Consider the following 12,884-nt stretch of genomic DNA (forward strand, 5'->3'; position numbering starts at 1 on the left):
TCTTCCCCTGGAAAGCGTGGGAGTACTGGTTGATGTAATGAGTGATCTGGAAAGGAGAGGTTAGTTGCCGGATTATAATATCAAACAATTTCAAAAATTTACTACTAAGAACATCAGAGAATGAAAATACTTGCTAACGACGGAATATCACAAAATGGAATTTCAGCATTAGAAGAAGCTGGATTTGAAGTAATTACAAGCACGGTTGCTCAGGAGCAGCTGATTAACTATATCAATTCAAATAATATTGTAGGTATTCTGGTTAGAAGCGCCACTCAGGTTCGCAAGGATATCATAGATAATTGCCCTTCTTTGAAGCTTATTGGCAGAGGTGGTGTAGGGATGGACAACATTGACGTAGCATATGCCAAGGAAAAAGGCTTACATGTCATTAATACACCGGCCGCTTCATCTGAATCTGTAGCCGAATTGGTTTTTGCTCATTTGTTTGGTGGGGTCCGATTTCTATATGATGCCAATAGAAATATGCCTCTTGAAGGAGACAGCAATTTTAATAAATTAAAAAAATCTTATGCTAAAGGTGTTGAGCTACGTGGTAAAACCCTGGGAGTAATTGGATTTGGCAGAATAGGGCAAGCTACTGCAAAAATCGCAATTGTGATAGGTATGAATGTTATATTTCATGACCCTTTCTTGGATTCGGCAACTATTAAAGTGCCTTTTTTTGATGGGCAATCGGTTAGCTTCGATTTTGATAATAGACCCAAGGAAGAGGTGCTGAGAGATTCAAATTTTATTACAGTGCATGTGCCTGCGCAAAAGGAATATGTAATTGGCAAAAGGGAATTTGATATAATGAAAGACGGCGTTGGTATAGTGAATGCAGCCAGAGGTGGTGTTATAGATGAAATTGCTCTTATTGAAGCTTTAGAGAGTGGAAAGATAGCTTTTGCTGGCCTCGACACTTTTGAATCTGAACCTACTCCTGAAATAAAGATTCTAATGCATTCAAAGATTTCGCTAACTCCCCATATTGGAGCTGCCACGGCAGAAGCACAAGACCGTATTGGCTTGGAATTGGCTAATCAAATTATTGCGTTATTAAAATAAACGAGAGCAACTAATAAAAATATTATTTCACAATTTGGACCTCTGAAAGTGTTAAAAAGATCTTACCCGTTTTGGATCCTTCTTTCTTAATGGCTTTCCTATCAACTTCCGTTTCCTTGCCCAGGAAACGTAAAGGTATTTTTACGCCACTAACAGCAAATTGCACCTCTACAGTTGCCGGAAGAGCATCCATATAATGTTGATAGTCCATATAGATAGTAAAAACTCCTTCTGTTTTAGTACTTATCTCAGATTTTATAATTCTTTTTGCCCGTACATCCATAAAAAGAGTGGCTATGGAAAAGTTAGCTTTTGAGGATGTGGGAATTATATTAATAACCTTACATAAAACATCCTTATGATACTCTTCTCCCCTATTTACGGTAATAAATGGGTGTCTAAAGATTTCATTCAAGGTGAGATCCAATCCTCGTTTAGGAAGCATAATAAAATCGTTCGACGTAACTTTAGTAGATTCTCCCTTGTCATATCGGACTTTCCCATATTTGGTTGGCATATTAATAAAACTGATGTCCACATCCAATTCTATATTAGCATTAAAAGACTTTATGGAGTCCATGCGCCTTTTTATTTGAAGGAGATCATTGTCAATCTCCTGACCGCTAATAAGGTTCAGACTAATAAAAAACAGGAATAAAAAACTTAATCTTTTCATAGCTGAATGTCCCTTCTTTTAAAAATAATTATCCCGATTATCATAGTAATTAAGGAATAGCCAAATAAAATTAAATTTTTAAAGTATATGGTAGAATACGGTATTTTGTAATAGAAAAAATACTGCCAGCTATCTATCAATTTGAAAAAAAACAGTTCATTAAGGAATTTATTTTGAAAGTCGATCTTTAATAGCATATTGCTGCATATTAAAAAAATAGCCGAAACGATCCAGGTCTTTGTGGCATCTTTTAAAATAACTGCCAGTGTTAAACTGACTGCCGAAAAGAAAATCATAGAATTGGCACCGGAAATAAAGGCATATATAAGTCTGTAAAAGGCTTCTTCAGATTCAAAAAAATTCAACCCATCTAAATACACAACCAAATCCCCTCTGCCAAAAATCCAGTAAGAGGCTAAAAAAGTGCTAACCGCCAAAAGGAGTACAATTAATAAGGTAAATACTATTGAAACAAAATATTTACTTAAGATAAAATTTAATTTACTAACTGGTTGAAGCATAACTGTTTCAAGCGTCCTGTCCTTATATTCAGAGGTAAGAAATCCTGAAATAATAATCATTAGGATTAAAGGGATATGAAACCACAGCGAATTCAGGATCAGATAAATAATTAAGTTCCCATTTAGAAGATTGCCTTTGAACTCAAAAGAATCCTTCAGGTTAGCCAATAAAAGATCAATTATTCCTGTACCCTGATAATAAGCACTCACAATCACAAATCCTTCTATAATAAGAATGGCGGCCAAAGCATATAGTGTTTTACTCTGCTTGCGGATTTTATATATTTCTGAGCGTATTAAGGATATCATATTTTTTCCCCGCCAAATAAGGCTTTTAGATCTGTTTGCGGAATGCAGGCTGTTACCTCCCGCCCCTCTTCAATTAATTTTTGTAGAACCTCAGAAATGCTAATTGTTTCAGGAGATACAAAAGCTGATTTATTTAAAAATATAGCATTGATACTTTGCAAAACTTCAGACATTTCCAAATTATTTCCCACAATTTTGTAGGCAGAAATACTTTCATTAAGTAATTCTGATGAAGCTCCTTTTTTTATTATTTTTCCCTCGTTAAGAACATAAAGAGTGTCACACAAATCTGTTAATTCGCCTACAATATGAGATGAGATAATTATGGTAATTTCATTCTGACTGCTAAGCTTTTTAATCAATTCATGAAGTGCAATAATTCCCATGGGATCTAAACCTGAAAAAGGTTCATCTAATACCAGGCAATCAGGATTATTTAATAAGGCTATGGCCAGACCAAGGCGCTGCTTCATTCCCAGAGAATAATTTTTTACTGCATCTGTTCTATTTGTTGAAAGACCAACCTGTTGCATAGATTGACTATAAAGTTCTTTGGTAAGGTTTAAACCCTGAATCTGGGTAAAAACTTTTAAATTTCCATAGGCTGAAAGATATCCGTATAAAGCTGGTTTCTCTATTATTCCTCCAATGGGCTTTTTTCCTTGTGAATTTATTTCTAAACTACCGCTATCTGCCTTAATGAGGCCTAATAAGATTCGAAATAAAGTAGTCTTACCTGTACCATTTGCTCCAATGAGTCCATAGATTCTGCCCTTGAGACATTCTAAGGTCACATTATTCAGAACTTCAAGGGAACCATAGGATTTGGAAATTTTCCTGGCTTCAAGTATCATATCGCCCTTTCCTGATGTAGACTCCTGTAATCAAATTTAGGGACATAAACTTTTTCAAGAAATGTTCTTTCCCAAAAGTAGTTTCGAAATAAAAATAGTGGGTCCTGAGTCATAAAATAAGGAACATAATGAAACCATTTAATTCCCTTGGAGTGATAATAGTTCATTATTTCATTTTTATAACCCAGTTCTTCTGCAGCAACAAATGCCGCATTGCGTTGGCATTTAGAGACCTTATACATATCAGCAATCTTGGAATTAAAACCGTGAATAAACAAAAGGTCTTTAGCCCTTTTATAATTTTGAAATCTTGACCAGCCGTCCATAATAACCAGAAAAATATGTACAAAAGAAAAAAGAAAACAACCAAACCAAAAAAATACCCAAAAGAAAGAAAATTGTTCCAAAGAAGCCTCAAATTGTACCCAGTAGAACCATGATTCCAATAGAAACAGTATCAAAGACCAATGCAATAGTCTTCCTACGCGTAAATAGGAAACCAGCGGATGAGGTTGAGGTGGAAGTTCTAAATAAATCATACGCGAAGATAACTAAAAACAGAGTAATTTATTTTAAGATATGTGCACATTCCCCATTAATAAGCCAGAGTTTGCAGAGAATCCTTAAAGTTAATTACTTCAAAAGCACGTGCTTAGTTTACACTAAAAAGCTAATATAAAACAACATAAAAATAATATAAGATATCGAAGTACATGTTCCGTATAATCGTTTTAATTCTTAGAATAAACCATTTTAGTTCTTTTTTCTAATTTTTATTAATACTTTTCATTTGGAACAATTAGATTTTGTACATTACCCAGATATACAACAAAACACTAAGTTAATGGAAGGATTATTAGATTTATTAAACAGTCCCATGGGGAAAAAGGTAATAAGCGGTATTGCAGGACAAACCGGACAAGCTGAAAATAAGACAGCCGATGTATTGAGTATGGCTATGCCTTTACTATTGGGAGCGATGAAAAAAAATGCAGCTACTCCGGAAGGTGCACAGGGGTTGATGAATGCATTATCTTCTAAACATGATGGAAGTGTACTTGATGATCTGGGAGGCCTTTTTGGAGGTGGTGTGGATCAAACCGTTATGGAAGATGGAGCAGGCATTTTAGGACATGTTTTTGGTGGCAAGCAGGCAAATGTAGAAAATGCTCTAAGCCAGCGATCTGGAATAGATGCAGGGTCGATAGCTAATATTTTAAAAATAGCAGCTCCTATTGTTATGGGTGTTTTAGCAAAACAAAAAGCTGAAAACAATGTAGGTGATGCAAGTGGGATGAATAATCTATTAGGTAGTATGCTAGGTGGCCAGCCAGAACAAAACCAAAGTCTTCTTACAACACTTTTAGATGCAGATGGAGATGGCAGTATTCTTGACGATGTTGCAGGAATGGTTATGGATAGCTCTAAAAAGAAAGGTGGCATAGGAGGCTTATTGGGTGGCCTTTTCGGAAAGTAAATTCGAAATTTTTGTCATATTAATTAACAAAACCATTTGTTTGAGCAAATGGTTTTTTTTGTACTTTATTATTTCAAATACATTTCTATGAAACTTAAATTTTTGATTAGAGTTTTTTTTGTGTTGCTTTTGACACTTTTAATTATGCAATGCAGTGGGTCCAAGAAGGCAATTAATATTTCTCAGGAGGAAGAAAATGTATTTAATCAAAATACAATAGACACTGTTACCATTAAAAATGATAGCCTGGAATATGAAATTATAATTATGGAAGTGGGTTTTGCCACCTGGCTCCAAAGTATGGCCCGGCCAAAGGGATATTATACTCAGGTATTTATGGAAAATAGAAATCGAATTTATGTTATCAACTGGAACCAGCGAGTTTTGGATCCTTACAAGTATGATCCTAATTTATATGAGTTGAGGATCAACTATGACCCAAATATTGATTATGGATATGATGTGAACTATGAACTTTATAATTATTTTATTTATTTTCAACGTAAATACAATCAACGTCTGGGACCCTTTGCGCCACGAATTAATTGAATATATTTGCTCCGATTTTCTTTTTTATGGACAAACTAAAAAAACGCTGGGGAATAGAATCCAATTTTCAACTCATTATAATTCTTGTTGTATTCTCCATTACCGGTTCTGCAGCTGTGTATATTGCCAAACCATTTCTTGGATGGATAGGTTTGGAAAGAGGTAATTTTCCCGAAACATGGTGGAGTGCCTGGGTATACTGGACTCTTAGAATATTACTGATCTTTCCATTCTACCAGTTACTTTTAGTAGTTTTTGGATGGCTTTTTGGGCAGTTCAAATTTTTCTGGAACTTTGAAAAAAAAATGTTGAATAGAATCGGATTAGGCTTTCTTTTTAAGTAAATTAATCTTTCCTTAACTTTTCCCAATCGCTTTATTTGATTTCTTTGTATAGTGGTACATCAAAAACAAAAAATATCATTTTCAATAATTTCATTAGTGCTGATTGTCTTTTTGGCACTTCCTACGGTTATTCAACTATTACACGCGTCTAATCATTTAGTCATAAACTGTGACAATACTTTTGAGTCCCATTTCCATTCAAAAGAATTTCATTGTGATTTTGATAATTTCAATTTTTCGCATGATTTTTATAATTCTGAGAATGTTCTAAACCTTGTAGCAGTCGTTTACGCATTAAGGGTTACAACACTAAACTACGATTATACACCTAAATTAGAAAACCTTCATTTTTCCTTAAGAGCTCCCCCAATATATTCATAGTCTTTTTTATAATTTTCTCTATTTTTTTAATTTTTTAATTTTAAAACAGGTTATGAAAGCTTTATTTTCACTACTATTCTTCATATTTTTTTATTTAAACGGAAGCGCTCAAAACGCTCTTATCGGCACTGTTACCTCCGAAGAAACTAATAGTCCACTTGAGCAGGTTTCTGTGTACTTACCTCAACTTGAAAAAGGAACTGTTACTAAAAATAATGGTGAATTCCGGCTAACTAATCTTCCGGCAGGGTCATACAAAATTGTGGCTTCATTTATGGGCTACCGCACATTTTCTGCTACAATACTCCTTACTGAAGGCACTACAACATTGAATATTATACTCTCGCCAAGTGCTATAGAAATGGAAGAAGTCATTGTATCTACCCCATTCCATAAATTACAACGTGAGAATGTAATGAAGGTAGAACAGGCTTCGGTTGAATCATTGAGAAAAATGGGGGCAATAACCCTTGCTGATGGTATAACAAATATTGCCGGGGTAGAAAATGTATCTACTGGAATTGGCATTGGAAAGCCTGTGATCAGGGGGTTAAGTTCAAACAGGGTATTAGTTTATACGCAGGGTATTCGATTGGAAAACCAGCAATTCGGAGACGAACATGGCCTTGGCATCAGTGCAGCAGGTATTGAAAGTGTAGAGGTCATTAAGGGACCTGCTTCCCTCCTCTATGGATCTGATGCTCTTGGAGGCGTACTTTATCTGAATCCCGAACAGTTTGCCATTATGAATTCAACGGAAGGCGACATTAATTTCAATTACTTTACAAATACCCATGGTATAAATGCCAATGCAGGTCTAAAAACATCTGGTGAGAAATTTAAATTCCTGGTTCGTGGAGCATATACATCTCATGCAGATTACAAGAGTGGAAACGATGTAAGGGTAACAAACTCACGATTCAGGGAATATGACCTTAAAACGGCAGTTGGATATCAATCCGGGAAATTCAAAACCGAATTACGATATAATTTAAATAGTTCAGATTTGGGTATTCCTGAAGAAATAGGAGTACAGAATTTGGGGCGAACTCCTCTTCTTCCGTATCAGGAAATAAACAATCATATAATAAGTTCAAAAAATGATTGGTTTTTTAACAAATCCAGCTTGAAAATTACATTGGGCTATATCTATAATCAGCGTAAAGAGTTTGAAGAAGAAGAAGAAGAAGAAGACCCGACAGCACCGTCTGAAAGTCTCACCGAATTGGAACCTGCCCTTGACATGGATCTTTCTACCTTCAGTTACAATATACAATACAATATACCCAATATTGGGCGTTGGCATTTTATCGCGGGTATTCAGGGAATGAATCAGACGAATAAAAATTCAGGCGAGGAAGTTTTAATTCCGGATGCAAAAACAGCCGACATTGGTGTATTGGCTACCTCTCATGTCCATTTTGAAAAAAGTGATATTCAGCTTGGTTTACGATTTGACAACCGGTCAATAAAAGGAGAGGAAACTGGCGTATTAGGGGAAGAGGGCTATATCGCACAATTAGATAGAAACTTTAATAGCTTTAATGCCGCTTTGGGATATCGTGTGGATTTATTAGCTAATCTTATCGGTCGTATTAATCTGGCAAGCGGCTTCAGAGCTCCAAATTTAGCAGAACTCACTTCTAACGGTGTACATGAAGGTACGAACAGATTTGAAATTGGTAATCCTAATTTGAATAATGAAAATAACTTCCAAACGGATATCGCTCTGGAATACGGCAGTGAACATTTTGAATTCTTTGCAAATGGTTTTTACAATAAGATTAATGATTACATTTTTATTGAGCCCAATGGAGAATTTGTAGGCCCTAACCCTGTTTACAACTACATCCAGCAGGATGCAAATTTATACGGTGGAGAAATTGGGTTTCATTTTCACCCTCATCCCCTGGATTGGTTACATATACAGAGTAGCTTTGAATCTGTAACAGGGAGATTGGACAATGATGATTACCTTCCTCTGATACCCGCAAATAAGCTGAGTAATACGCTCCGCATAGAATTTGGTACCCGAAAAAAATGGCTCACCAATGGCTACACCTTTGTTACTTTAAATTCAATATTTGATCAAAACAAAGTAGCGACATTTGAGACTCCCACTGAGGGCTACAATCTGCTTAATCTGGGACTAGGTTTAAACCTAAAATTGTTTAAACAGGATATTGGATTGGAAGTGACAGCGGTTAATATTCTCAACGAAGATTATATTTCGCATTTATCAAGACTTAAGGTAGATGATATTTCAAATATTGGAAGGAATATTAGAATGGGCCTAAGTATCCCCCTATAAAAAATAAAAGGATAAAGCTTAAACTTGATAAATTTAAGATGGCCAGGGTTTATTTTAAACCTTAGTTATCCTCAAGAATTATGGTTTTATCCTTTTGAAAAATATAGGTATATAACCACATAAGAGTAAAAGAAGGAATAATGTCTAATCCCGGTACAATTTCTTCAATAAAAGCAATAACTCCTGCAATTTTACCAGGATTTCCTTTATACATTCTTGTCATCAACCAACCGGCAATAGGAGCCCATATCAGATCTGCGAATTCACCAATACCCGGTATCATAAAGGAAAGCATACCAAGTCCATCAAACAGTAATCCCCATAAAAGGAGTCGATATTTTTCCTTTTTAATCATTCAGAAATAAAATTTCTATTTAATAACTTTAACTGTGTATGTGTCAAAATTAAGACAGATTTGAACTGATTAATTTTAAAAATTCATTACGGGTTTCTTCTCTTTCGAAAGCTCCTCTAAATCCTGATGTTGTAGTAACGGAATTCTGCTTTTGAACACCCCGCATCATCATACACATATGTGCAGCCTCAATAACCACCGCAACTCCCTGAGGCTTTAAGGTTTCATTTATACAATCTAAAATCTGCTCGGTTAAGCGTTCCTGAACCTGTAACCTACGTGCAAAAACATCTACTATTCTCGGTAGTTTGCTCAAACCTACAATCTGTCCGTTTGGGATATAAGCAATATGAGCTTTCCCGAAAAATGGTAACATATGATGTTCACAAAGAGAATACAATTCAATATCCTTTACAATTACCATTTCGTTATAAGACTCATTAAACATTGCACTCTTCAGGATAGCTGCGGCATCCTGTTTATAGCCCTGTGTTAAAAACAACATTGCTTTGGCCGCTCGTTCAGGGGTTTTAATTAATCCTTCGCGACCAACTTCCTCCCCTATTTCGCTGATTATTCCCGAAAATCGTTCTGTTATTTCATTGGTAATCTCAATATTATATTCTTCCAAGTTGTGGTACGATGTCATAGTAAAAAAGTATAAATGGCTTGATTTAAAACTACTTCGAATTTAAAGGTTTCTTCTTTAAAAATCATAAATAAATTTATTATTAGTAAAATGACTGCAACAATAAATTTTACTACGCAGCACCCAGCAGATTCCCCTTCCATTACATTTTGAAGTGTTAAGGGTATTGTTTACTTTCATGCCCTAATTATTAATTGATGATTAAGGCCACTAATATTCAAAAATATTTCGGGGAACTTCAGGTTTTAAAAGGGGTAAATTTGCGCATAAAGGCCGGGGAAGTAGTTTCTATTGTAGGGCCCTCAGGTGCCGGTAAAACGACCTTATTACAAATTTTAGGCACCCTGGATACCCAATCAAACAAAAAGGAAAGTGACTTAGAGATAAATGGCATTGATATTACTTCATTAAAAGATAAAGCACTAGCTGCATTTAGAAATAATCATATCGGGTTTATTTTTCAATTCCATCAATTATTACCTGAATTTACGGCCATAGAAAACGTTTGCATTCCCGCATTTATTAAAAGAACAGGAAAGACAGAGGCGGAGACCAGAGCAACAGAACTGCTAAATTTCCTCGGGCTTTCCAATCGTATGCTCCACCGACCTAATGAGTTATCCGGTGGCGAACAACAACGTGTTGCTGTTGCAAGGGCATTAATAAACAATCCAAGTATAATACTTGCCGATGAACCAAGTGGCAATCTCGATACCGAAAGTGCAGATAAACTACATCAACTCTTTTTTCAATTACGTGATGAATTTGGACAAACTTTTGTGATTGTAACTCATAATGAGGAATTAGCGGATATGGCAGACAGAAAGTTGACCATGATAGACGGTCAAATCATAAACTAATCTGTTGGAAGAAGTTTTGTAATTCTAAAAATCCTAATTATCTGAATCACCTCATCAAAATGATACATCAGTGACTTCTAATGAGCTAAGAGAGTTTTTGGATGCAAAAGTCATCCAATACAATAATCCTCAATTTCTGGATTCAGATCCAATTCAGGTTCCCCATTTGTTTACTAAAAAAGAAGATATTGAGATCAGTGGGTTTCTCACATCAACAATTGCCTGGGGTAACCGAAAAAGCATTATTAAGAACGCTCTTTATTTAATGGATTTAATGGATCATGACCCTCATAATTTTGTTTTATATCATAACGAATCAGAATTAATTAAGCTTGAACCATTTGTCCATCGAACTTTTAATAGTGTTGACTTGGTATATTTTATTAAAGCTTTAAGAAGTATATATAGGCAATATGGAGGTTTAGAGGCAATTTTTAGCCAAAATACCACAGATAAATCAACACAGCCGGCAATTTCTAAATTCAAACTAACATTTTTTGAATTAACACATCCAAAAAGAACAACAAAGCATATATCTGATCCGGCTAGAGGTTCTGCAGCTAAGCGCATAAATATGTTTCTAAGGTGGATGGTTCGTGATAATGCAACAGAGGTAGATTTTGGGATCTGGAAATCTATTCCTCCTGCCCTTTTATCTTGCCCCCTGGATGTTCATTCAGGTAATGTAGCCAGAAAGCTTGGATTATTGCATCGGAAACAAAACGATTCAAAAGCTGTGAATGAACTTGATTCCTATCTTCGAAAAATGGATCCAACAGATCCTGTAAAATACGATTTTGCTCTATTTGGGCTGGGTGTATTTGAAAAATTCTAGTATGTAAGTAATGACCCTTTTTAGGCTTATTTGTAATATTTTAAAGTAAGTTTTTTCTTTAATAGCATTGAATTATTTCTTATATTTAAGGTAGTTGATATCAATCCGCCTTATTTCTACTGTAACAACCTGATCGCATTATTAAAGTTAACATGGGTAGTCTTTATTCTTTCGAGAAAGAAAAAAATTATCTGGTAATGATGATTACCGGAGACTATTCCTATGAAGATTTTATTAAGTATCCTAAGCTCATTAGAAACGAATGTCTAAAAGAAAAAATGTATAAAATTTTAGTAAATGTAACTCCGGTTGTTAAAACTGAAATACCCCTGGTTGAGCTATTTTTTCTGGGCGAACACATTGCAAATGTTTTGAGAGATCATATTAAATTAGCTTTGGTCTGGGATGGAGAGAAACACAATAGGTTCTTACAAAAAGTGGCCTCTAACAGAAGTGCATTGATACGCACCTTTGAATCTGATGTACATGCAAAAATATGGTTAATGTACGACAGAGAAGATGAGCCTTTTTTAGAGTTAAAGCCTTAGGTTCCATTTTTGATTACTATTCATAATTAGTTCGCTTCAACACTATCGAATAAACGACAATGGCAGGAGCAATATGAATATTATCTTAAAGACTCATTGAGCCCAATTTCAAATCAATTTTTGAATTTCCTTTCTCTATCGATTCGTAAATAGCTTCAACAATAATCATATCTCGTTTGCCCATTTCGCCGGGAGCAATATTTGGGGTATCACTTAAAATATGTCTGGCAAAATCATCCATCTGTAATTTTTGCTGGCGTTCATGTGGAAAACTAAAGTCCCCACTGGAAGTTTTACCAGCCAATGGGCCATAGGAACTAGCCGGATTTAATTCAAACCAACCTTTATCACATGCGGCATACATTCTATTTACATTGGTATTATGCGAAGTCATGATATTGCCAAAAGTTCCACTTGAAAATTCGAATTGTGCGGTAATGGTCTCATCAGTATCCTTAAAATAATCCGGCCTTGAGCTAAATTCCTGTGCGGTTACAGATATTGGGTTCTCTCCGGTTCCATAAATCGCACTTTGGATGGCATAAACCCCCATATTCATTAAGGCTCCACCACCAGAAAGCGCTTTGTTTAATCGCCATTGATCCGGATTACCACCAGATCTGTAGGCAGCTTCAGCTGATATGTACTGAACATTTCCAAAAACCTTTTCTTCAACTAGTCGTTTTATTTCCTGAGTATACGGTTCTGAGTGTAGACGGTAACCTACGCTTAATTTTACATTCGCCTTTTTACATGCCTCAATTATTGCATCACATTCTTCAACGCTTACGGCCATAGGTTTTTCGCATATAACATGTTTTCCTGCTTTGGCAGCTCTAATTGAGAAATCGGCATGCATAGCATTAGGAAGTACAACGTAAACTATATCTATGGAGTCATTAGATACAATACTATCAAAACTCTCATAATTATAAATACTGGTATCGGGGATTTTATATTTATCCTGCCATATCTTTTCTTTTTCAGGGGTTCCGGTAACGATCCCTGCCAAATAACATAATTCACAATCCAATAAAGAAGGTGCTAACTGATAAGTACTATAGCTTCCCAATCCTACTAATGCTATACCTAATTTCTTTTTTTCCTGTTTTTGATTATCCATTGCACAAGCCCAGGGCATACC

15 protein-coding genes are annotated in these 12,884 nt (G+C 35.4%); 8 read left to right on the forward strand and 7 right to left on the reverse strand.

What is annotated here, in order from left to right; translation table 11 throughout:
* The first annotated feature begins 120 nt into the window (after positions 1-120).
* Entirely contained in the window at positions 121-1,071 is a 951-nt protein-coding gene (locus WBN20_RS13785; protein ID WP_424282107.1) for a D-2-hydroxyacid dehydrogenase, read from the forward strand.
* A gap of 22 nt (positions 1,072-1,093) precedes the next feature.
* On the opposite strand, the gene WBN20_RS13790 is transcribed toward WBN20_RS13785, so the two are convergent.
* Genes WBN20_RS13790 through WBN20_RS13805 form a run of 4 tightly spaced genes read right to left on the reverse strand, consistent with a single transcriptional unit; the run spans position 1,094 to position 3,970 of the window.
* Complete coding sequence (locus WBN20_RS13790) at positions 1,094-1,747, reverse strand: hypothetical protein (protein ID WP_424282108.1); 654 nt, start codon at positions 1,745-1,747, stop codon at positions 1,094-1,096.
* Positions 1,744-2,577, reverse strand: a complete 834-nt coding sequence (locus tag WBN20_RS13795) for an ABC transporter permease (RefSeq protein ID WP_424282109.1) — start codon at positions 2,575-2,577, stop codon at positions 1,744-1,746. The genes WBN20_RS13790 and WBN20_RS13795 overlap by 4 nt, the downstream gene beginning before the upstream one ends.
* Positions 2,574-3,431, reverse strand: coding sequence for an ABC transporter ATP-binding protein (locus WBN20_RS13800; RefSeq protein WP_424282110.1), 858 nt, complete (start codon positions 3,429-3,431; stop codon positions 2,574-2,576). Before WBN20_RS13800 ends, WBN20_RS13795 begins: the two co-directional genes overlap by 4 nt.
* Positions 3,428-3,970 (reverse strand): hypothetical protein, encoded by a 543-nt coding sequence (locus tag WBN20_RS13805; protein WP_424282111.1) that lies wholly within the window; start codon positions 3,968-3,970, stop codon positions 3,428-3,430. The genes WBN20_RS13800 and WBN20_RS13805 overlap by 4 nt, the downstream gene beginning before the upstream one ends.
* Before the next feature lie 305 nt (positions 3,971-4,275).
* Here WBN20_RS13805 and WBN20_RS13810 point away from each other — a divergent pair, with 305 nt between their 5' ends.
* From WBN20_RS13810 to WBN20_RS13825, 4 genes are all read left to right on the forward strand, one after another.
* On the forward strand, positions 4,276-4,908 hold the full coding sequence (locus tag WBN20_RS13810; protein ID WP_424282112.1) for a DUF937 domain-containing protein: 633 nt from the start codon (positions 4,276-4,278) through the stop codon (positions 4,906-4,908).
* An 87-nt stretch (positions 4,909-4,995) separates the two neighbouring features.
* Positions 4,996-5,457 carry a DUF6146 family protein gene (locus WBN20_RS13815; protein WP_424282113.1) on the forward strand — a complete coding sequence of 154 codons (462 nt, stop codon included), beginning with the start codon at positions 4,996-4,998 and terminating at the stop codon, positions 5,455-5,457.
* A gap of 26 nt (positions 5,458-5,483) precedes the next feature.
* Entirely contained in the window at positions 5,484-5,801 is a 318-nt protein-coding gene (locus WBN20_RS13820) for a DUF6787 family protein (protein ID WP_424282114.1), read from the forward strand.
* A gap of 433 nt (positions 5,802-6,234) precedes the next feature.
* Positions 6,235-8,493 (forward strand): TonB-dependent receptor, encoded by a 2,259-nt coding sequence (locus tag WBN20_RS13825; RefSeq protein WP_424282115.1) that lies wholly within the window; start codon positions 6,235-6,237, stop codon positions 8,491-8,493.
* 61 nt (positions 8,494-8,554) lie between these two features.
* Here WBN20_RS13825 and WBN20_RS13830 read toward each other — a convergent pair whose 3' ends face one another.
* Together WBN20_RS13830 and folE are read right to left on the reverse strand one after the other, a co-directional pair.
* Positions 8,555-8,848 (reverse strand): hypothetical protein, encoded by a 294-nt coding sequence (locus WBN20_RS13830; protein ID WP_424282116.1) that lies wholly within the window; start codon positions 8,846-8,848, stop codon positions 8,555-8,557.
* A gap of 49 nt (positions 8,849-8,897) precedes the next feature.
* A complete protein-coding gene (folE, locus tag WBN20_RS13835; RefSeq protein ID WP_424275160.1) occupies positions 8,898-9,497 on the reverse strand; it encodes a GTP cyclohydrolase I FolE in 600 nt (199 codons plus the stop codon).
* A gap of 197 nt (positions 9,498-9,694) precedes the next feature.
* Here folE and WBN20_RS13840 point away from each other — a divergent pair, with 197 nt between their 5' ends.
* The 3 genes from WBN20_RS13840 to WBN20_RS13850 all read left to right on the forward strand — a co-directional run bounded on the left by WBN20_RS13840 (position 9,695) and on the right by WBN20_RS13850 (position 11,740).
* Entirely contained in the window at positions 9,695-10,357 is a 663-nt protein-coding gene (locus WBN20_RS13840; protein WP_424275159.1) for an ABC transporter ATP-binding protein, read from the forward strand.
* Between the two features lie 70 nt (positions 10,358-10,427).
* A complete protein-coding gene (locus WBN20_RS13845) occupies positions 10,428-11,192 on the forward strand; it encodes a TIGR02757 family protein (protein ID WP_424282117.1) in 765 nt (254 codons plus the stop codon).
* Between the two features lie 152 nt (positions 11,193-11,344).
* Complete coding sequence (locus WBN20_RS13850) at positions 11,345-11,740, forward strand: hypothetical protein (RefSeq protein ID WP_424282118.1); 396 nt, start codon at positions 11,345-11,347, stop codon at positions 11,738-11,740.
* Positions 11,741-11,825: 85 nt separating this feature from the next.
* Here WBN20_RS13850 and WBN20_RS13855 read toward each other — a convergent pair.
* On the reverse strand, positions 11,826-12,884 hold a 1,059-nt coding region (locus WBN20_RS13855; protein ID WP_424282119.1), incomplete at its 5' end, for a Gfo/Idh/MocA family protein.

This window comes from Eudoraea sp., from assembly GCF_049665975.1.
Taxonomy (GTDB): Bacteria; Bacteroidota; Bacteroidia; order Flavobacteriales; family Flavobacteriaceae; genus Eudoraea.